Annotated in this window: 20 protein-coding genes and 1 tRNA gene; 13 read left to right on the top strand and 8 right to left on the bottom strand. The window is 73.3% G+C overall.

Translation table 11 applies throughout. The annotated features are described in order from the left end of the window. Positions 1 to 2: 2 nt before the first annotated feature. The 13 genes from BLT99_RS08490 (at position 3) to BLT99_RS08430 (ending at position 11,781) form a co-directional block, all read left to right on the top strand. Positions 3 to 791 (top strand): SDR family NAD(P)-dependent oxidoreductase, encoded by a 789-nt coding sequence (locus tag BLT99_RS08490; protein WP_092670982.1) that lies wholly within the window; start codon positions 3 to 5, stop codon positions 789 to 791. Beyond that, positions 788 to 1,606: a potassium channel family protein gene (locus tag BLT99_RS08485; protein WP_133988570.1), complete on the top strand. Its 819-nt coding sequence runs from the start codon at positions 788 to 790 to the stop codon at positions 1,604 to 1,606. Before BLT99_RS08490 ends, BLT99_RS08485 begins: the two co-directional genes overlap by 4 nt. A gap of 97 nt (positions 1,607 to 1,703) precedes the next feature. After that, positions 1,704 to 2,678, top strand: coding sequence for an IS481 family transposase (locus BLT99_RS08480; protein ID WP_092675905.1), 975 nt, complete (start codon positions 1,704 to 1,706; stop codon positions 2,676 to 2,678). 10 nt (positions 2,679 to 2,688) lie between these two features. Beyond that, positions 2,689 to 3,213 (top strand): phosphoribosyltransferase, encoded by a 525-nt coding sequence (locus tag BLT99_RS08475; protein ID WP_092670976.1) that lies wholly within the window; start codon positions 2,689 to 2,691, stop codon positions 3,211 to 3,213. Continuing rightward, positions 3,210 to 3,932, top strand: coding sequence for a type 1 glutamine amidotransferase family protein (locus BLT99_RS08470; protein ID WP_092675900.1), 723 nt, complete (start codon positions 3,210 to 3,212; stop codon positions 3,930 to 3,932). The genes BLT99_RS08475 and BLT99_RS08470 overlap by 4 nt, the downstream gene beginning before the upstream one ends. Continuing rightward, positions 3,932 to 4,624 carry a uracil-DNA glycosylase gene (locus BLT99_RS08465; protein WP_092670973.1) on the top strand — a complete coding sequence of 231 codons (693 nt, stop codon included), beginning with the start codon at positions 3,932 to 3,934 and terminating at the stop codon, positions 4,622 to 4,624. The genes BLT99_RS08470 and BLT99_RS08465 overlap by 1 nt, the downstream gene beginning before the upstream one ends. Before the next feature lie 49 nt (positions 4,625 to 4,673). Next, positions 4,674 to 5,252, top strand: coding sequence for a GNAT family N-acetyltransferase (locus BLT99_RS08460; RefSeq protein WP_092670970.1), 579 nt, complete (start codon positions 4,674 to 4,676; stop codon positions 5,250 to 5,252). Positions 5,253 to 5,280: 28 nt separating this feature from the next. Further along, the gene (locus BLT99_RS08455) at positions 5,281 to 6,708 is read left to right on the top strand and encodes an amidase (RefSeq protein WP_092670967.1); all 1,428 of its coding nucleotides are present in this window, start codon (positions 5,281 to 5,283) and stop codon (positions 6,706 to 6,708) included. Positions 6,709 to 6,802: 94 nt separating this feature from the next. Beyond that, positions 6,803 to 7,774, top strand: a complete 972-nt coding sequence (locus BLT99_RS08450) for a siderophore-interacting protein (protein ID WP_092670964.1) — start codon at positions 6,803 to 6,805, stop codon at positions 7,772 to 7,774. Further along, positions 7,771 to 8,829 (top strand): FecCD family ABC transporter permease, encoded by a 1,059-nt coding sequence (locus BLT99_RS08445; RefSeq protein ID WP_229724755.1) that lies wholly within the window; start codon positions 7,771 to 7,773, stop codon positions 8,827 to 8,829. The genes BLT99_RS08450 and BLT99_RS08445 overlap by 4 nt, the downstream gene beginning before the upstream one ends. Beyond that, positions 8,826 to 9,851 carry a FecCD family ABC transporter permease gene (locus BLT99_RS08440; protein ID WP_092670960.1) on the top strand — a complete coding sequence of 342 codons (1,026 nt, stop codon included), beginning with the start codon at positions 8,826 to 8,828 and terminating at the stop codon, positions 9,849 to 9,851. The genes BLT99_RS08445 and BLT99_RS08440 overlap by 4 nt, the downstream gene beginning before the upstream one ends. Beyond that, complete coding sequence (locus BLT99_RS08435; RefSeq protein WP_092670957.1) at positions 9,848 to 10,672, top strand: ABC transporter ATP-binding protein; 825 nt, start codon at positions 9,848 to 9,850, stop codon at positions 10,670 to 10,672. Before BLT99_RS08440 ends, BLT99_RS08435 begins: the two co-directional genes overlap by 4 nt. Positions 10,673 to 10,749: 77 nt before the next feature. Further along, the gene (locus BLT99_RS08430) at positions 10,750 to 11,781 is read left to right on the top strand and encodes an iron-siderophore ABC transporter substrate-binding protein (protein ID WP_092670954.1); all 1,032 of its coding nucleotides are present in this window, start codon (positions 10,750 to 10,752) and stop codon (positions 11,779 to 11,781) included. A gap of 18 nt (positions 11,782 to 11,799) precedes the next feature. Here the strand turns inward: BLT99_RS08430 and BLT99_RS08425 are convergent, their stop codons facing one another. The 8 genes from BLT99_RS08425 to BLT99_RS08390 form a co-directional block, all read right to left on the bottom strand. Continuing rightward, the gene (locus BLT99_RS08425; RefSeq protein ID WP_092670951.1) at positions 11,800 to 12,219 is read right to left on the bottom strand and encodes a Fe-S oxidoreductase; all 420 of its coding nucleotides are present in this window, start codon (positions 12,217 to 12,219) and stop codon (positions 11,800 to 11,802) included. Continuing rightward, positions 12,216 to 13,667 carry a dihydrolipoyl dehydrogenase family protein gene (locus BLT99_RS08420; RefSeq protein WP_092675894.1) on the bottom strand — a complete coding sequence of 484 codons (1,452 nt, stop codon included), beginning with the start codon at positions 13,665 to 13,667 and terminating at the stop codon, positions 12,216 to 12,218. The genes BLT99_RS08425 and BLT99_RS08420 overlap by 4 nt, the downstream gene beginning before the upstream one ends. Before the next feature lie 94 nt (positions 13,668 to 13,761). Further along, positions 13,762 to 14,604 (bottom strand): arginase family protein, encoded by an 843-nt coding sequence (locus BLT99_RS08415; protein WP_092670948.1) that lies wholly within the window; start codon positions 14,602 to 14,604, stop codon positions 13,762 to 13,764. A gap of 34 nt (positions 14,605 to 14,638) precedes the next feature. Further along, positions 14,639 to 15,253, bottom strand: a complete 615-nt coding sequence (locus tag BLT99_RS08410; RefSeq protein WP_229724756.1) for a J domain-containing protein — start codon at positions 15,251 to 15,253, stop codon at positions 14,639 to 14,641. Between the two features lie 77 nt (positions 15,254 to 15,330). After that, entirely contained in the window at positions 15,331 to 16,080 is a 750-nt protein-coding gene (locus tag BLT99_RS08405) for a PspA/IM30 family protein (RefSeq protein WP_092670946.1), read from the bottom strand. A gap of 52 nt (positions 16,081 to 16,132) precedes the next feature. After that, the gene (locus BLT99_RS08400; protein WP_229724757.1) at positions 16,133 to 18,118 is read right to left on the bottom strand and encodes a TPM domain-containing protein; all 1,986 of its coding nucleotides are present in this window, start codon (positions 18,116 to 18,118) and stop codon (positions 16,133 to 16,135) included. Between the two features lie 231 nt (positions 18,119 to 18,349). Then, positions 18,350 to 18,422: transfer RNA gene (locus BLT99_RS08395), tRNA-Arg, on the bottom strand. A 60-nt stretch (positions 18,423 to 18,482) separates the two neighbouring features. Next, positions 18,483 to 19,097: a hypothetical protein gene (locus tag BLT99_RS08390; RefSeq protein WP_092670944.1), complete on the bottom strand. Its 615-nt coding sequence runs from the start codon at positions 19,095 to 19,097 to the stop codon at positions 18,483 to 18,485. Positions 19,098 to 19,117 lie beyond the last annotated feature (20 nt).

Below are 19,117 nucleotides of genomic sequence, written 5' to 3'. Positions count from 1 at the left end.
GCATGGACGGCAAGCGCGCGGTGGTCACGGGAGCGAGTTCGGGGATCGGTGCCGCCACGGTGCGGGGCCTTCGGGCGGCCGGATGGGACGTGGTCGCGGTCGCGCGGCGCGCGGACCGGCTCGCCGCGCTCGCCGACGAGACCGGCGCATCGACGTTCGTCGCCGACGTCACGAGCGACGCCGATGTCGCGGCCCTGCGGGACCACCTGGCCGGCACCGGTGCCATCCATGCGCTCGTCAACAACGCCGGCGGCGCCAAGGGCCTGGCGTCCGTCGAGGAGTCCGAACTCGACGACTGGGCGTGGATGTTCGAGGTCAACGTGCTCGGCGTGAAGCGCGTCACGAGCGCGCTGCTCCCGCTGCTGCGACGCGGAGCGGAGGAGCGAGGGGTCGCGGACGTCGTGAACGTGACGTCGGTCGCCGGGCACGAGGCGTACGTGGGCGGCGGCGGGTACAACGCCGCGAAGTTCGCGGCGCACGCCCTGACCAAGGTGCTCCGGCTGGAGCTCAACGGCGAGCCGATCCGGGTCGTCGAGGTCGCGCCCGGGATGGTGCGGACGGACGAGTTCGCCCTCGTCCGGTTCGGCGGCGATCGCGCGCGCGCCGATGCCGTGTACGACGATGTCCCCGAGCCGCTCGTCGCGGAGGATGTCGGCGCCGTCATCGTCGACGCGATCTCCCGACCGCGCCACGTCGACCTGGACCTCATCGTGGTCAGGCCCGTGGCGCAGGCCGCGGCCCACCGGCTCGCGAAGGGCGCCTTGCGCGTGCGGGGGAGCGAGGCGTCGTGAGCGCACGCGGGGCGGCCTCCGACGAGTCGCGCCGGATGCGGTGGACCGAGGCCACGCAGAAGCCGCTCGCCGTGGCCGGAGTCGCCTTCGTCGTCGGGTACGTCGTGTTCGTGCTGTGGCAGCACCCGCCCGACGCCGTCCTCGGGATCCTGGTCATCCTGCTGATCGCCGGATGGCTCGCGTTCGTCCTCGACGTGGTCGTGCAGATCCTCCTCACCCCGAGCGGGCGCCGGTGGAACTGGGTGTGGCGTCACCCCGTCGAGGTGCTCTCGGCGGTCCTGCCGCTGTTCCGTGCGCTGCGCGTGGTGTCGCTCGTCCGGCACCTGCCGGCGCTCGAACGCCGGACCACGAGCGCGGTCCGTGCCCGCTTCGTGTCGGAGGCGCTGACCTACGCCTTCGTGTTCGTGTTCTTCATCGCGCTCGTGACCTATCACGTCGAGCGCGACGCGCCGGGGGCGAACATCGTGACGTTCGGGGACGCGCTCTGGTGGGCCTGCGTGACGCTCGCGACGGTCGGATACGGCGACACGTATCCGGTGACGACGCTCGGTCGGCTCTACGCGGTCCTCCTCATGGCCGGCGGCGTCGCGATCCTCGGCACGGCGTCGGCGGCGCTGGTGTCGGTCCTCAACGAGCGCCTGGCCAAGCTGCGGCGCGGGACCGGCGCCGACACGCCGCTCGCCGAGCGCACGGGCCTCATGGACGATGCGACCGGTGCGCCGGCCGCCGGTCTGCGCGAGGACCTGCCCGCCGTCGAGGACGCCCCCCGATCCGGTGGACACGGGTCCGGCACCGTCCGGCCGCCCGGCGACTAGCTGTACTTCCCCGGCAGGTTGTGAACGGCTGAGGTAGCGAAGACCTCCGTGCAGGATGTGGGTTACCACACTCACCATCCTGACCACGGAGGTCTTCGTGACTCACGCTAACGCGCCTTTGACACCGGAAGGGCGTCGACGTCTTGCCGTCTTGATCGTGGAGGAGGGTTGGTCCGTCCGACGCGCTGCCGAGCGAGTCCAGTGCTCGCCGGCAACTGCGTTCCGGTGGGCTCGCCGCTACCGAGCAGGACTGACGCTGGTCGATCGCAGTTCACGCCCCCTGTCGTCGCCGACGCGGTTGCCGCAGCGAATGGAACGGCGGATCATCGCTTTGCGGTTCACACGCCAGTGGGGTCCACACCGTATCGGCTACCACTTGCGCATCCCTCGGTCGACGGTGGGCCGAGTGCTGACGCGGTACAGGATGCCGACGCTGGCTCACGTCGACCGGGCGACGGGCCTGCCGGTGCGCAAGCCGAAGCCGATCCGCTACGAGGCCGCAGCTCCCGGCGAGCTGGTCCACGTCGACATCAAGAAACTGGGCCGCATCCCCGACGGCGGCGGATGGCGCATGCTCGGCAAGCAGATTGGAAAGAAGAACAATAACGGTCACGGTCGCGGTGGTCGTGGGTATGCGTTCCTGCACCATGCCGTGGACGACCACTCCCGGTTGGCGTACTCCGAGATCCTCGGCGACGAACGCAAGGAGACTGCCGCTGGCTTCTGGCGTCGTGCGAACGCCTTCTTCGCCGAGGCGGGTATCACGGTTACCGCGGTGATGACCGACAACGGTTCCTGCTACCGGTCAGGCGTCTTCGCGGTCGCGCTCGGCGACCGGGTGAAGCATCGTCGCACCCGCGCCTATCGGCCGCAGACCAACGGGAAGGTGGAGAGATTCAACCGCACGCTCGCCACCGAATGGGCATACGCCGCCGTCTATGACAGCGATGAAGCCAGGGCCGCAACATACGACACCTGGCTCCATCACTACAATCACCACCGACCCCACACCGGCATCGGCGGCCAGACCCCATCAGACCGCGTTCACAACCTGCCGGGGAAGTACAACTAGCCTTGGCGGAATGAGCTTCGATGCGAACGACGCCGCGAGCGGTGCGGACGGGATCCGCCGCGAGATCCTGACCTGGGACGACTTCTCGTCGGCAGCACGCGGTCTCGCCGCCGAGGTCCTGGACTCCGGCTTCCGCCCCGACGTCGTGATCGCGATCGCGCGCGGGGGGCTGCTGCTGGCCGGCGCGATCTCGTACGCCCTGGGCACGAAGCAGTGCGGTTCGATCAACGTCGAGTTCTACACGGGCGTCGACGAGCGGCTGCCCGAGCCCATCCTCCATCCGCCGATGCTCGACGTGCCCGCCGTGGCGGGCAAGTCCGTGCTGCTCATCGACGACGTCTCCGATTCCGGCCGCACGCTCGCCAAGGTCGTCGATCTCCTCGCCGAGGCCGGGGCCGAGGTCCGCACGGCGACGCTCTACGTCAAGCCGCGCACCGTGCTGGTGCCCGACTTCGCCTACCGCGAGACCGACGACTGGATCGTGTTCCCGTGGTCGTCGCTGCCGCCCGTCGAGGCGGGGACGTCCGCGCGATGAGCGTGCACCTCGTGGGCGGCGGATGGCGACCCGAGCACGCCGCATCCGTCTACGGCCCGTTCCTCGCCGAGGCCGCCGAGGCGGCGGCACGCGACGGCGTCGACCGCCCGAGGGTGGCGGTCCTGCTCGTCGGCGGGGGCGCCGAGGCCGCCGAGCAGGTGCCGCGCTGGCGTGCCACGCTCGAGTCCGTCGCCGAGGCGGATGTCGCCGTCACGGCCGTGGACGAGCACGGCTCGTTCGAGCCGTCCGCACTCGCCGGAGCGCACGGCGTGCTCATCGGCGGCGGCCTCACGCCCGCGTACCGCCGCGCCGTGGAGCCGATCGCGGGCGAGTTGCGCCGACTCGTGGCATCCGGCCTGCCCTACCTCGGCTACTCGGCCGGCGCCGCCATCGCCTCCGACACCGCGCTGCTCGGCGGATGGCGCATCGGCGGCGTCCCGGTCGTGGCGGAGGAGGCCGCGGAGGACCTCGACGACGTCACGGCCGAGGCGGGGATCGGGCTCATCGACCTCACGGTGGACTGCCATGCCGCGCAGTGGGGCACGCTCACGCGGCTCATCGCGGCGACGGAGGCCGGCCTCGTCGACGGCGGCATCGCGATCGACGAGGACACGCTGTTCTCGATCGGTACCGCCGGTCTCCGCGTCGCCGGGGGCGGGACCGTCTGGAGCGTGACCGCGGCCGCGGACGGCGTGTCGGTCCGGAGCCTCGCGGGCTGATGGCGCGCACGCTGCCCGAACTCGCCGAGTCGGGTCTCATCGATCCGTCGTGGGCCGCCGCGCTCGCGCCCGTCGGCCCGGACATCGCGCGCATGGGCGAGTTCCTCCGCACCGAGGTCGCCGACGGACGGCCCTACCTGCCCGCGGGCGACCGCGTGCTGCGCGCGTTCCAGCAGCCGGTCGACGACGTGCGGGTGCTGATCGTCGGGCAGGATCCGTATCCGACGCCGGGCCATCCCATCGGCCTGTCCTTCGCGGTCGAGCGCCATGTCCGCCCGCTGCCCCGGAGCCTCGCGAACATCTACCGCGAGCTCGCCGACGACGTCGGCGTGCGTGCGCCGGCGCACGGCGACCTCGGCGCCTGGAACCGCAGCGGCGTCATGCTGCTCAACCGCGTGCTCACCGTGCGGCCGGGCGATCCGGGCTCGCACCGCGGGGCCGGGTGGGAGCGCGTCACCGACCACGCCATCCGCACGCTCGTGGCCCGCGGCGGGCCGCTCGTGGCGATCCTCTGGGGACGCGACGCCCAGTCGCTGCGACCCCTCCTGGCGGACGTGCCGCGCGTCGAGTCGGTGCATCCGAGTCCGCTCTCGGCGTCGCGCGGGTTCTTCGGGTCGAAGCCGTTCAGCCGCGCGAACGAGCTGCTCGCGGCGCAGGGCGGCGAGCCCGTCGACTGGTCGATCCCCGACTGAGGCGCGGCCGCGACATCCGCCCGCAATGTCACGCGCGTAGCATGGCGGAATGCTCGAGGAGGAATACCAGCAGCGGCGCGTGCTGCCGCGGCACCTTCGCGCGCCGCAGCCGGGCGAGTCGCCCTTCTCGTACGAGATCAGGGCGGCGCGTCCCGCCGACCTCCCGGCCGTGCGCGAGATCTACAACTACTACGTGGCCAACTCCACGGTGACCTTCGACGAGGACGCGATGACGCTGCGTGAGTGGAAGCACAAGTTCGCGCAGCTGCAGCAGCTCGGGCTTCCGTTCCTCGTGGCCGAGTCGCCCTCCGGACAGCTGCTGGGGTACGCGCTGGTGGCGCCGTGGAAGCCGAAGCGCGCCTACCGGTACACCGTGGAGGACTCGATCTACCTGGGCCCCGCTGCATCCGGCAAGGGGCTCGGCCGCGCCCTGCTCGGAGCGCTCATCGACGCGTCGAAGGCCGCGGGGCTCAAGGAGATGCTGGCGGTCATCGCCGACCAGGGCGCTGACGCCTCGATCGCCCTGCACGAGAATTTCGGGTTCAAGGAGATCGGCCGCATGGGCCGCGTCGGGTTCAAGTTCGACCGCTGGCTCGGCACGATCCTGCTGCAGAAGACGCTGAAGTAGCGACGTGGCCGGGGCATAGGCTCGACGCGTGGTCGACGCCCTGCACGAGTACTCCGCCCTCGAACTCCACCAGCTGCTGCAGCGACGCGAGGTCTCGCCCGTCGAGGCGACGGCGCACTACCTCGAACGCGTCGGGCGGCTCGACGCCGTCGTCGGCGCGTTCGCGCACGTGACCGCCGACGCGGCGCTCGAGCGCGCCCGTGCGGTCGAACGCGACGTGCCGACGGCGGCGCCGCTCTGGGGCATGCCGCTCGCCGACAAGGACCTGCATCCCCGGGCCGGCGTGCCGACCGCGTTCGGCTCGCGCGCGCACGCCGGCGAGGTGCCCGACGCCTCCGACGACCTGGTGGCGGCGCTCGACGCCGCGGGCGCCGTCAGCCTCGGCAAGACGGCGACACCCGAATACGGCCTGCCGTCGTACACCGAGCCGCTCGCGGGGCGACCGGCGCGCAACCCGTGGAACCTCGAGCTCGGAGCCGGCGGCTCGAGCGGCGGGGCGGCGGCGGCCGTCGCGGCCGGCCTGCTGCCGTTCGCACCCGGCAACGACGGCGGCGGATCGATCCGCATTCCCGCGGCCTCCTGCGGGCTCGTCGGCGTCAAGCCGTCCCGCGGGCGCGTGCCCTCGGGGTCGGGACTGGACCGCCTCGCCGGCCTCGGCGTCGTCGGGCCCATCGCGCGCACCGTCGCCGACGCGGCGCTCCTGCTCGACGGCATGATCGCGCCGCACGGGTACCCGCCGAGCCATCCGTTCGCGGTGCGGGCACCCGGCAACGACGGCCCCTTCCTCGGGGCGGCGATCCGCGGTGAAGGGCGGTTCCAGGTGGGCGTGCTGCGCGACACGCCCTGGGACACGTTCACCGACATCCGGCTCGACCCCGAAGCGCGCGACGCCCTCGACGCCGGCATCGTCCTGCTCGATCGCCTCGGACACGGCGTCGACGAGGTCCCGCCGGCGCCCGAACCCGACTATCCCGACGCCTTCCGCACGATCTGGCAGGCGGGCGCGGCGACGATCGACGTGCCCGCCGAGCGACGTCACCTCCTCGAGCCGCTCACGCGCTGGCTCATGGCGCGCGGGCGCGAGCGGTCGGCGGGCGACCTCGCCGCGGCGCTCGCCTGGCTCGTGCAATTCGAGCGACGCACGATCGCCCGCTTCGCGCCGTACGACGCGGTGCTCACGCCTGCGCTCGCCCTCACACCGCGTCCGGTCGGCTGGTACGACGCCGAGGACGGCGAGGAGAACTTCGCCCAGCAGGTGCGCTTCACGCCGTACACGTCGTTCGTCAACGTCGCAGGACTGCCCGCACTCGTCCTGCCGGTGCACGACACCGAGTCCGGCCTGCCGATGGCCGTGCAGCTCATCGGCCGTCCCGGGGGCGAGTCGACGCTGTTCGCGATCGCCGCGCAGCTCGAGCGCGCGGCGCGGCGCGGCCGGCGGCGCCCACCGACCTGGTGAGGCGGCCCCCGCGGGTCGGATGGCCCGCCGCACCGCGGTGACCCTCCGAGTCGGGTCGTTCCGGCCGTCCGGGGCGGTGTGCAAGACTTAGGTAATGCTTACCTCACTCGACGCGACCGACGTCGCCGCACGCCCGCGCCCCGCGTACCGATCGTTCCGCGCGACCGTGTCGCGCGTTCGGCAGCTCACGCCGCACTTCACGCGCGTGACGTTCGGCGGCGACGACCTGGCCGGCTTCGGCACGGCGGGCCTCGACCAGCGAGTGAAAGTCGTGCTGCCCCTCCCGGGTGCCGGATTCGTCGACTTCCCGAAGGGCGAGGACTGGTACGCGGCCTGGCGCGAGCTTCCCGTCGAGCGACGGAACCCGTTCCGCACCTACACCATCCGCGCGGTGCGTCCCGAACTGCGCGAGGTCGACATCGACTTCGTGGCCCACGGCGACACCGGCCCGGGCTCCGCGTGGGCGACGCGTGCCCGGACCGGCGACGAGGCCGTCCTGATCGGGCCCGACGAGCTCAGCGAGGGTCGCACGATCGGCATCGACTGGCGTCCCGGCGCCGTCGACACGGTCCTGCTCGCCGGTGACGAGACGGCGGCACCCGCCATCTGCGCCATCGTCGAGTCGCTGCCCGTCGATGCGACCGGTGCGGCCATCATCGAGGTGCCCTCCGTTGCCGACGTGCTCGAACTGCGGGCCCCCGCCGGCGTCGAGGTGCGCTGGCTGCCGCGCGCGACCGAGCAGTCCCAGGGCGAACGCCTCGTGCCGGCGGTGCGCGACTGGGTCGCGCGAACGTGCTGGCTGCGCGACTGCGCCGACCCCGCGAGCGCGCAGGCCGAGATCGCACGTCGCACGCTCGCCGAGCTCGAGGCCGCGGCCGACGCCGACGGCATCCTCTGGGACGTGCCGGAGGGCACGAGCCTCGACGGCGACTGCTACGCGTGGCTCGCGGGCGAGGCATCCGTCATCACCGCGCTCCGCCGCTTCCTGGTCCGCGAGGCCGGGCTCGACCGACGCCAGGTGGCGTTCATGGGCTACTGGCGGCGGGGCCGCGCCGAGCTCTCGTGACCGCGGCGACCACCGTGGTCACCGCGACGCCGCCACGCACGTCCGTTCGGGACCGGCCCGCCGATCGGCCTCGTGCGCGGCGGGCCGTCGCGGTCCTCGCGATCGCCGCCCTCGCCCTCGTGGCCGTCGTCACCGCCAGCCTCGCGCTCGGCGTGCGCCTGGTCGAGCCGACGGACGTATGGCAGGCCCTCGTCGCACCCGACCCGGCCGACCCCGATCAGGCGGTGATCATGCAGCTCCGGGTCCCGCGCACCATCCTCGGCATCGCCGCCGGCGTCGCACTGGGTCTCGCCGGCACCCTGATCCAGGGCGTCACCCGCAACCCCATCGCCGATCCCGGCTTGCTCGGCGTGAATGCCGGCGCCTCGCTCGCGGTCGTGCTCTGCATCTCGCTGCTCGGCGTGGGCTCGCCGCTCGGGTATATCTGGTTCGCGTTCGCCGGAGCCGCCGCGGCGGCGGTCGTCGTGTTCGCGATCGGCGGCGCGCAGCCCGTGCGGCTCGCGCTCGTCGGAGCGGCGCTCACGGCATTGCTCACCCCGCTGATCGCGCTCGTGCTCCTGCGCGACACCGAGGCGTTCAATCAGTACCGCTTCTGGGCCGTCGGGTCCCTGACGGGTCGCGACCTCTCGACCGTCGCGGCGCTCTGGCCGTTCCTCGTGGTCGGCATCGCACTCGCCGCGGGCCTCGCGCACCGCCTCAACCTCCTCGCGCTCGGCGACGACGTCGCCACCGCGCTCGGCCAGCGCGTGGGCGTGACGCGGGCCGTCTCGGGCGTCGCCATCGTGCTGCTGTGCGGCACGGCCGTCGCGCTCGCCGGGCCGATCGCCCTCGTCGGGCTCGTCGTGCCGCATCTCGCCCGCCGGCTCGTGGGCAGCGATTACCGGTGGATGACGGCCGCCGCGGTGGTGCTCGGGCCCATCATGCTGCTCGCCGCCGACGTCATCGGGCGACTGGTCGTCCCGAACGCCGAACTCGAGGCCGGCGTGGTGGCCGCATTCCTCGGCGCGCCGGTGCTCATCGCGATCGCCCGGAGCCGACGGGTGGCCGGGCTGTGACGGCCGTCGTCGAGGTCGCGGAGGTCCGCAGGTCGTCCCGCCGACGGCACTCGGCGGTCGCGGGCATCGGGATCGCCGTGGTCGTCGCCCTCGGCTTCACCGCGCTCTCCTTCGGCGCCGCGGGCGTGAGCCCCGATCGCGTCCTCGCGGTGCTGCTCGGCGGAGGCGATCGCCTCGACCGGTTCGTCGTGCTGGACCTCCGCCTGCCCCGGATCCTCGCCGCGGTGTTCGTCGGGGTGGCGTTCGCGCTCGCGGGCGCGGTGTTCCAGGCGACCCTGCGGAACCCGCTCGCGAGCCCCGACATCCTGGGCGTCTCGACGGGAGCGAGCCTGGGCGCGGTGTGGGCCATCCTGGTGCTCGGCGCGGGCGGCGCATTGGTCGCGGGCGCCGCGTTCGGCGGCGGGCTCCTCGTGGCGTTCGTGATCTGGCTCGCCGCGTGGCGCCGCGGGCTGCACGGCGTGCGGTTCGTGCTCGTGGGCGTCGGAATGGCGTACCTGTGCGGTTCGACGGTGGCCTGGCTGCTCGCGCGTTCGGACGTCCGCGAGGCGCAGACGGCATTGCACTGGACGGTCGGCAGCGTCGCCGACGTCCGGGGCGACGAACTCACGGCGCTGGTGGTCGGCACTGTGGCGTGCGCCGTCGCCCTCGCCTTCGCGACCCGGCCGCTGCGAGCGCTCGTGCTCGGCGACGAGCACGCGGTCGCGCTCGGGATCCGGGCGGATGCCGCTCGGGTCGTGCTGCTGGTCATCGCCGTCGCGCTCGTGGCGATGGCCACGTCGGTCGCGGGTCCGGTCGCCTTCGTCGCGCTGATCGCTCCGGCCATCGCGCGACGGCTCGCCGGCGGCGGTGGCGCGTCGGTGGCCGCTGCCGGTGCGGTCGGCGCGGCGCTCACGCTCGCGGCCGACGTCGTGGGCCAGTTCGCCATCCCCGATTTCACGGCGCCGCTGGGCGTGGTGACCGGCGTCATCGGCGCCCCGTACCTGCTGTGGCTGCTCGCCCGCACCGAGAGGACCCGTGCATGAGCTCCCCGAACGTTCCCGCGCCCCGTGGCGTCGTGCGGCTCGCCGCCCAGGGCGTGAGCCTCGGCTACGACGGGCGTCGCGTCATCGACGGGCTCGACCTCGTCATCCCGCCCGGCCGCATCACCGCGATCGTCGGTCCGAATGCGTGCGGCAAGTCGACCCTGCTGCGCGGCCTCGCACGCCTGCATCCGCTCGAGGCCGGACGGGTCACGCTCGACGGTCAGGACGTGGGGCGGATGCCGCGCCGCGACGTCGCGCGGCGCATCGGCGTGCTGCCGCAGTCGTCGAGCGCACCCGACGGCGTCCGCGTGGCGGACCTCGTCGGGCGCGGGCGATACCCGCACCAGGGATGGTTCGGCCGGCACTCCAGCGACGACGACGAGGTGGTCGCCGAGGCGCTGGCCGCCACGGGCGTGGCCGACCTCGCGGACCGCCCGATCGAGGAGCTCTCGGGCGGCCAGCGCCAGCGAGTGTGGATCGCGATGGTCCTCGCCCAGCAGACCGACCTCGTGCTGCTCGACGAGCCGACGACCTTCCTCGACGTCACGCACCAGCTCGAGCTGCTCGACCTGCTGACCCACCTCAACCGCGAGCGCGGCACGACCGTCGTGATGGTGCTCCACGAGCTCAACCTCGCTGCTCGCTACGCCGACCACCTCGTGGTCATGTCGGCCGGACGGATCGTCGCCGAGGGCGGGCCCGACGACGTGCTGACGACCGAGACGGTGCGCGGCGCGTTCGGCCTGGAGGCTCGCGTGATCCCCGACCCGGTGTCAGGCGGGCCGATGGTCGTGCCGATCGGGCGCTTCCATGCCGCGTGACGCGGCGTGACTGGTTGGACCGCTTGCTTAGGATAGGCTTACCTATTCCTTCCTTCCTTCCAAGCCAAGGAGCACCTGTGCGTCTTCGACGTTCCCTCATCACCGTGGCCGGCGCCGCTGTCGCCGCCCTCGCCCTGTCGGCCTGCGCCGGTCCGTCGTCCGACTCGGCTGAGGACACGTCCGCCGCCGGCGCGGCCGAGGGATTCCCAGTGACGGTCGATCACGCGTTCGGCGAGACCGTGATCGAGGACGCCCCGGAGCGCGTCGCGACCTGGGGCTGGGGCGCGACCGAGGCCGCCGTCGCCGTCGGGGTGTACCCCGTCGCCATCGCCGAGCAGGTGTGGACCGTCGGTGCCGGCAACTACCTCCCGTGGGTGGAGGCGGCGTACGAGGAGGCCGGCGAGGAACTCCCGACGCTCATCAGCGATCCCGAGGGCGGTGCCACGGTGCCGTACGAGCAGTTCATCGAGGCCGAGCCCGACCTCATCCTCGCTCCGTACTCCGGGCTGACCGAGGAGCAGTACGACACGCTCTCGGAGATCGCGCCCGTCGTGGCGTACCCCGAGGCGCCGTGGACCACCCCGTGGGACCAGACCATCCGGATCACGGCCGAGGCGCTCGGGCGTGCCGACGACGGGGAGGGAGTGCTGCAGGGCATCACCGACGGCCTGGCCGAGCAGGCGGCCGAGCACCCCGAGTTCGCGGGCACGACCTTCGCGGGAGTCTGGGACGGCGACGGCTTCGTCTACGTCTACACCGCCGCCGATTCGCGGATCGAGGTCCTCACCGAGCTCGGCCTCGAAGTCGCTCCGAGCGTGTCCGAGCTCGACACGAGCGACGGCGGCTTCTTCTACGAGCTGAGCTACGAGCAGCTCGACCGGCTCGAGGCCGATGTCATCGTGAGCTACCACAACACGAAGGAGGAGGCCGAAGCCTTCCTCGCCAAGCCCGAACTGCAGGCCATCCCCGCCGTCGCGGCCGGACGGGTCGCGCAGGTGTACGACCCCGTGACGGTCTCGTCGGTCTCGCCGCCGACCGCGCTCAGCTTCGACTGGGAGGGCGGCCTTCCGACCCTCGTCGAGGCCATCGCGGGCGCCGTCCAGCAGTGACGCCCTGAGCGGGCATCCTCAGTCGGATGCCGCGCGACGGCCCGGACGCGCACTGCGTCCGGGCCGTCGTCGTAGGTAGCCGCCGGCCTCGAGCCCCGCCTCGATCTCGAACCGGTTGCGCAGGGGGTCGAGCCCCGACATCCAGTAGAGGATCGGGAAGAGGGCGCCGTAGGTGCGCCACTGCGCCTTGTGGACGGCCTCGTGGCCGAGGACCGCGTCGGAGTCGTTGCGGTCGGTCAGGTAGCAGCCGCCGACGCACGAACCTCCGCGCCCGAACGTCCACCTCGGCATCCCGCGGAAGACCACGAGCCCCTGCCGCACCTCGATCGGGCCACGGCTCCACAGGAATCCCCAGGTGAATCCGACCGCCGTCGCCCACCAGTAGCCCGCGCGGCTGATGCGGGAATCGGTGAGCCGGATCCGGACCACCCGGCTCATGCGACCGCCTCGGGACGTCCATCGGCCTCGAGCAGGCGCAGCCAGACCTCGCTCAGCGTGGGGAAGCCCGGCACCGCGTGCCAGAGCCGGGCCACGGGAACCTCGCCGACGATCGCGATCGTCGCCTGCTGCACCAGCTCGGCGACGCCCTGGCCCACGAACGTGGCGCCGATCACCACGTCCCGTTCGTCGTCGATCACCAGCCTCGCCCGACCTTCGTAGCCATCGGCGAGGATGCCGGCGCCGCTCACGCTCGAGAACGGCACGTCCGCGGTTCGCACGGCGACGCCGGACTCCTCGGCCGCCGCCGCGGTGAGCCCGACCGCGGCGACCTCGGGGTCGGCGAACACGATGTTCGGCACCGCGGTGTGGTCGGCCGTCGCGGCATGCACGCCGTAGCGGGCGTCGTCGACAGGTCGGCCGAGGGTGCGCGCGGCGATGACGTCGCCGGCCGCGCGCGCCTGGTACTTGCCCTGGTGCGTGAAGAGCGCGCGTCCGGTCACGTCGCCGACCGCGTAGAGCCAGGGCGCACCCTCGGCGGGCGCGGCGGATGCCACGGCGAGCGTCTCGTCGACCTCGATGAACTCGCCGGGTTCGAGCCCGACCACCTCCACCCCGATCCCGTCCGTCCGCGCACGACGGCCGTTGGCGACGAGCACCTCGTCGGCCACGATGATGGAGCCGTCGTCGAGCTCGATCCGCACCTCGCCGTCGTCCGTCCGCTCGACCCGTCGCGGCGCGACGCCGAGCCGCACCGTCGCCCCGAGCGCCCGCAGGCCCGCGACGACGGCCTCGCCCGCGAACTCCTCCATGCTGCGGAGCATCGTGCTCCGCACGAGGACGGTCACCTCGGCCCCGAGGGTCGCGAACACGGTGCCCATCTCGGCCGCCACGACGCCCCCGCCGATCACCGCGAGCCGCCGGGGCACCGACTGCGCGCTCGTGGCGTCGCGGCTCAACCAGGGGCGCGCCTCGGCGAGCCCGGGTATGTCGGGCACGACGGGATCGGATCCGGTGCACACGGCGACGGCGTGGCGGGCCTCGATCACCACGTCCTCGCCACCGCCCGGCGGGGTCACGACGACGCGACGTTCGCCGTCGAGGCGCCCGTGCCCGCGCACGAGCTCGATCCCCGCGCTCGCGAGCCAGTCCTGCCCGCCCTGGTCGCTCCAGTCCGACACGAACCAGTTGCGTCGAGCGAGGGTCGCGGCCACGTCGAGCTCTCCGGTCACCGCTTCGGCCGCGCCGGGCACCCGCCGAGCCGCCCGCAGCGCCGAACCGCTGCGCAGCAGCGTCTTCGACGGCACGCACGCCCAGTACGAGCACTCGCCGCCGACGAGCTCGTGCTCGACGATCGCGACCTCGAGACCCGCGGCGCGCGCGCGGTCGGCGACGTTCTCGCCCACCGGCCCGGCTCCGAGCACCACGACGTCGAACCAGCGGACCATCTCGGCTCCCTCCCGGCGCCGGTCGTCGCCCGGCACCCGACCAGCCTAGGGAGCGCCGCGCGGCTGGGCCATGCCGGCGAGGCGGCGCGCCGCCTCAGGCTGCGCCAGAGGTCAGCGCACCGACCAGCCGCAGGATGGTCGGCAGGTCGTCGATGGCCGCATCGGGCGATGACGGCGCGAAGCCCGCGATCGACGCGCCCGCGAGCGGGACCACCCCGACCACCGCGCGCACGAGCGCCACCAGCGTGTCCGGCTGTGCTCCGAAGGGCAGGGGGTACGAGAGTCCGGCGATCGCGGCCGGGTCGAGCACGTCCAGGTCGACGTGGACGTACACGTGGGTGGCACCCGTCGCCGTGATGGCGGCGACGACCGCGTCGGGATCGCCGAACGCGTCGACGGCGAGGACCGTCATCCGCTCGGCGTCGATGAACGCCTGCTCGCCGGGATCGACCGCGCGCACCCCGCCCAGCACGATGCGCGAGGCCGGAACGCGCTCGTCGCCCTCGAGCGCGAGTCCCTCGGCGCCCTCGCCCGTGATCGCGCGGAGGACCATGCCGTTGAACGCGCCGGACGGGCTCGTCTCGGGCGTGTTCAGGTCGGGGTGCGCATCGAGCCAGAGCACCGCGAGGCCGCCGGGATGCGCCGCCGCGGAGGCGGCGACCGGGGCGAGCGCGATCCCGCAATCGCCCCCGATCGCCACGGGGACACCCGGCGCGGCGCCGAGTGCCTCGGCGGTGCGCTCGCGTACCCAGCGCACCGCGCTGTACCGGTGCACGCCGGTGCCGAGCGCGTCGCCCGCCTCGACGGGCACGTCGACGAGCACGGTCGCGGAGGAGGGCAGGTCGCCGTGGATCGCGAGGGCGCCGTCGGCGTGGCTCATGGCGCGCGCGGAGACGGAGCCCTGCCACTCGGGGACGACGAGGAAGGTGGCCGGCATGCCTCCCAGTATGTTCCCGGGCGCTGCTCCGGCACTACTGGTCGGGGAACCGGACCAGCCCGGCCTGCACGGCGAGCCCGACGCTCGCGACGCCCATCAACCCCAGCCCGAGCAGACCTGCGACCGTCGTCGAGGCGATGACGGTGATGCCGCTCAGCACGAGCAGCACGAGGGTTCCCCACCAGACCCATCGCCGGCGCGTGAGGGCCGTCGCCAGGGCGAAGGCGACGAGGAGCCCGAGCCGGCCCCAGAGGTCGAGCGGGACGAGGATGGGTCCCGTCGCGGTCGAGAGTGCCGCCCCGACCACGAGCACGAGCGCCCAGGTGGCGAACAGCCACCAGCTGAACCGGGGGAGCGGCCGTGGAGGAGGCGTTCCGGCCTCTCGGGGGAGCGGCTCCCCGGTCGCCGCGTCGGAGCTCGCGGCCCGGTCGGCCGCGGCGGCGACGAGCACCTCGTGCGCCCGACCGACCTCCACGAACCGGGCCGCGGCCGCGGCCGCCTCGTCGACCGGTCGGCCCGCGTAGCGGTCGGGATGGAGCTCGCGAGCCAATCGCCGGTACGCGCGTTCGACCTCGGACAGGTCGGCGTCGCGGGGCACGCCGAGCAGCGAAGCCGCCTCGTCGGGCGTGAGGTCGGAGGCGCGCGCCACGATCGCTCCTTCGCCGGAACCGGGACGTGCGACGGTGCGGATGCCGCGGCGTCGGCCCGCGACATCCGCACCGAGGGTCAGGAACCGGAGATCTGGCCCTGCGAGGCCGACGGCGAACCGCCCGCCTTGATGGCCGCGAGCCGGGCCTCGACCTCGGTGAGCTCGCCGAGGTCGTCGAGCTCGTTGAACTGGGCATCGAGGCTCGAGGCGGCGATCTCGGCCTGGCCGCGGGCCTTGGCCTCTTCGCGCCGGATCTTGTCCTCGAAGCGCCCGATCTCGCTGGTCGGGTCGAGGATGTCGATCGACTTGACGGCCTCGTGCACCTGCTGCTGAGCCTGAGCGGTCTTCGCGCGTGCGATGAGCTCGCTGCGCTTGTTCTGCAGTTCGACGAGCTTCTGCTTCATGCCGTTCAGGCCGCTCTTGAGCTTGTCGACGACCTCGGTCTGCGCGGCGATCTGCGGCTCGGCGGCCCGCGCTTCGCTCTCGGACGAGATCTGGCGGCTGAGGGCCACCTTGGCGAGGTTGTCGAACTTGTCGGCGTCGGCGGTGTCGCCGCCGGTGCGCAGCTCGTCGGCCTTCCGGCTCGCGGCGAGCGCCTTGTCGCCCCACTCGCGCGCGGCCTCGACGTCCTCACGGTGGTCGTCCTCGAGCAACCGCAGGTTGCCGATGGTCTCGGCGATCGCGGCCTCGGCGTCGGCGATCGAGTTCGTGTAGTCGCGGACCATCTGGTCGAGCATGACCTGCGGATCCTCGGCCTGGTCGATGAGGGCGTTGATGTTCGCTCGCATGAGCTGCGAGATGCGTCCGAAGATGGACTGCTTGACCATCCTGGTCTCCTTCCGTGTGGTGGTCAGTTGCGTTCGTCTGGAACAGGTCGATTCAGAAGCGGCCTCCGCTCCCGCGGCGGGACCGCGTGGCCGACCCTCCGAAGCTGCCGGGCGAGCGTCGCCCACCGCCCCCGAAGCCACCGCCGAAGCCGCCGCCGCCGCCACCGCCGAACATGCCGCCGCCGCCCCCGCCGCCGAGGACGGAGTTGATGAGGATGCCGCCGAGCACGGCGCCGAAGAGGTCGCCCCCGCCGCCTCCCGCGGAGCGGGGCGGGCCGTACCCGCCGTAGCTGCCGCCGAACCCGCCGACGTCCTCCTGGGCGAGCGACATGGCCTGGCCCGCGAGCTGCTCGGCCCGTTGCGCCGACGCGAGCGCTCGTGCCGGATCGGTGACCGCGAGCGACTGGGACTCGACGAGAAGGCGGCCGGCCTCGGCCAGGCGCGTCCGTGCCTCGCTGCCGATCGCGCCGCGTCGCGCGACGAGGTAGTCCTCGGCGGCCTGCACCTGCGAGCGCGCCGACAGCAGCGTCCGATCGAGCTGCGCGCGTGCCCGCTCGGCAGCGACCTGCGCATCGCGAGCGCCCTGGACGGCCTGGTCGATCTCGGCATTGACGCGGTCGAGCCGGGCCTTGAGCTCGAGCGGCGATCGATCGGGCTGCGCGAGCTCGGCGCGGATGGCGGAGGCCTCGGCCTCGACGCGGTCTGCGAGCGGGGCCAAGCCGGCCTGGGGCAGGGACCGTGCCGTCCGGACGTCGGTGTCGAGGTCGTCCACCCCGGAGGCCACGGCGCGGTCGGCCGCCTCGAGGTCGGCCGCGAGGCGCTCGATCGCCGTCCCGAGCAGCTGGGCCTGGTCGGCGGCCTCCTCGGCGGCTCGGATGTCGACCGCGGCCTCGCTCACCTCGCCGCGCGCGATGGCGGCGCGCGCCTGCTCGATGGAGTCGCGAGCGAACGCGATCCGCGTGCGGGCCTGGTCGGCGTTGTCGGCCACGGCGGCGAGCGCGGTCGCGGCGTAGCGCGCGCCGAGTTCGCGGAGGCGTTCGGCAGCCGGTGCGATCGCCTCCTCAGCGGCCCGTGTGGCGCCCTCGACCCGGGCGAGCGCCTCGGGCGCGTTCTGCTCGAGCGAGCGGAGCTCGTCGAAGCGCTCGACCTGCTCGTCGAGCAGTCCGTCGGCTTCGCCCGTCAGCGCGACGATCCGCTCGTACCATTCGCGCTGCTGCGCCTCGGTGTCGGGCTCGTGGTCGTCGAGCTTCTGCTGCAGCGTGAACGCCTCGCGCACCTTGGCCTTCGCGGTCTCGAGCGCGGCGCGGAACCCCGCGGTCGCCTCGTCCCCGTAGGCCGCGACCGCGAAGCCGAGCTCCTCCTCGCTCGTCTTGAGCGCGTCGTCGGCCTGCACGAGCGCTCCGCCGGCGCGGCGGCGCAGCTCCTCGACGGGCACCGGGGGCTGCGCGGGCGGGATTCCCGGCACCGCGGCGCCGCCCGCGACCGCACGGCGACGGCGTGCGAGGACGATCGCCACGACGACCACGATGCCGACGCCGATGAGCACGAGCCAGAGCCATCCGAGGCCGAACCCGCCCGCGCCGGCGGCCGACCCGCCTCCGATGGCGTCGGCGGCCGCGATCGCCGCCTGCGCCCAGTCGCCGTCGCGCAGCTCGGGCTCCACGACCTCCAATGCGATGCGGTCGATGTCGGATGCCGAGAGCGAGGCGTCCTCGGCGGCCGACAGGTAGTAGGCCCGACCCTCGATCGCCACGGCGAGGAGGTAGTCCTCGCTGCCCATGTTGTTGGCGTTCGCGGTGTCGGTCGCCCATGAACCGGCATCGGCGGGGTTCGTGAACTCGTCGACGTAGGCGACGAACAGCTGCCTGCCGGAGGTGTCCGCGGCGGCCGCGATCGCGGCCTCGACGTCGGCGGCCTCGCTCGCCGTGAGGGCTCCGGCGGTGTCGACGATCGGGCTCGAGCCGAACGAGACCGGGTCCTCGGCGTGCGCGGCCTGGGGCAGCACGGCGAGCGCGAGCCCCACCGCTGCGGCCAGCACGATCGAACTCCTGCGAACCGACCGCATGCCCACCCGTTGCCTTCCCCTCGACCGGATGTCTGGAGTCTATGGGGGCCGCCGAGAGCCCGTCCACGCATTCCCGGCGGACGTTCAGTCAACGTCCAGAGCGGCGGTCGGGCGCGCGGATCGGCCGGCGGGCGTGGGGAAGGCACCCTGAGACGGAACGAGCCGGGCCCTCAGCTGACTGAGTGGACCCGGCTCTTCACGACGTGCCCCCGGAGGGATTCGAACCCCCGACCTACGGTACCGGAAACCGGCGCTCTATCCCCTGAGCTACGGAGGCGCACAGCCAGCAACACTACCACCTGCGGCGGCTCGACCCGACCTCGTGCGGGCCGCTCGCTCAGGGCAGATTGGCGAGGACGGCGGCAACCAACTGCTGCGCGTCGCCCGGCTCGACGAGCACCTCGGACTGCACGACGATCCACTGCTCGCCGGTGAAGACCTGCGCCTGTCCGACCCCGCCCGAGAGCAGGAAGAAGCCCTCGACGTCGGGCGGGGTGCCGTAGGTCGGTACGGGATTGCTCGACATCGCGGCCTGGCCGACGTGCAGGTCGAATGCCGTGGGCGGAAGTGTCGCGACGCCGACCTCGATCACCTCGCCGCTGGTCTGGTTGCTCCATCCGCAGGCGGTTCCCTCGGCGTCCACGACCTCGCGGACCGCGCCGTCGGACGGTGCGTAGTCGGGCGCCGTGCCGAAGTTGGGATTGAACTCGTACACCTGGTCGGGCGTGAGCAACGCATCGCACGCGATCTCGAACGCGATCGGCTCCTCGGTCGGCTCGGGCGTCGGGACGGCCGTGGCGGAGGCACCCGGCGAGGGCGTTGCCGATGCCGTGGGCACGTCGGTCGCGCCGGGCGCGGATCCCGGCGTGCAGCCGCTCAGCGCGGCGGTGGTCGCGAGCGCGGCGAGGGCGACCGCGGCGAGTCGAGTGGCGGGGGTGTTCGGGCGCGGCATGCGGGAAACCCTACCAACGC

The organism is Agromyces flavus, from assembly GCF_900104685.1.
In the GTDB taxonomy this organism is placed as follows: Bacteria; Actinomycetota; Actinomycetes; order Actinomycetales; family Microbacteriaceae; genus Agromyces; species Agromyces flavus.
This window is presented reverse-complemented; position numbering and strand designations above follow the sequence as displayed.

Excerpts from the sequence above, each read along its gene's own strand:
- BLT99_RS08490 (WP_092670982.1), top strand. The coding sequence starts at position 3 with ATGGACGGCAAGCGCGCGGTGGTCACGGGAGCGAGTTCGGGGATCGGT.
- BLT99_RS08475 (WP_092670976.1), top strand. The coding sequence starts at position 2,689 with ATGAGCTTCGATGCGAACGACGCCGCGAGCGGTGCGGACGGGATCCGC.
- BLT99_RS08470 (WP_092675900.1), top strand. The coding sequence starts at position 3,210 with ATGAGCGTGCACCTCGTGGGCGGCGGATGGCGACCCGAGCACGCCGCA.
- BLT99_RS08465 (WP_092670973.1), top strand. The coding sequence starts at position 3,932 with ATGGCGCGCACGCTGCCCGAACTCGCCGAGTCGGGTCTCATCGATCCG.
- BLT99_RS08460 (WP_092670970.1), top strand. The coding sequence starts at position 4,674 with ATGCTCGAGGAGGAATACCAGCAGCGGCGCGTGCTGCCGCGGCACCTT.
- BLT99_RS08450 (WP_092670964.1), top strand. The coding sequence starts at position 6,803 with ATGCTTACCTCACTCGACGCGACCGACGTCGCCGCACGCCCGCGCCCC.
- BLT99_RS08435 (WP_092670957.1), top strand. The coding sequence starts at position 9,848 with ATGAGCTCCCCGAACGTTCCCGCGCCCCGTGGCGTCGTGCGGCTCGCC.
- BLT99_RS08425 (WP_092670951.1), bottom strand. The coding sequence starts at position 12,219 with ATGAGCCGGGTGGTCCGGATCCGGCTCACCGATTCCCGCATCAGCCGC.
- BLT99_RS08420 (WP_092675894.1), bottom strand. The coding sequence starts at position 13,667 with ATGGTCCGCTGGTTCGACGTCGTGGTGCTCGGAGCCGGGCCGGTGGGC.
- BLT99_RS08415 (WP_092670948.1), bottom strand. The coding sequence starts at position 14,604 with ATGCCGGCCACCTTCCTCGTCGTCCCCGAGTGGCAGGGCTCCGTCTCC.
- BLT99_RS08405 (WP_092670946.1), bottom strand. The coding sequence starts at position 16,080 with ATGGTCAAGCAGTCCATCTTCGGACGCATCTCGCAGCTCATGCGAGCG.
- BLT99_RS08390 (WP_092670944.1), bottom strand. The coding sequence starts at position 19,097 with ATGCCGCGCCCGAACACCCCCGCCACTCGACTCGCCGCGGTCGCCCTC.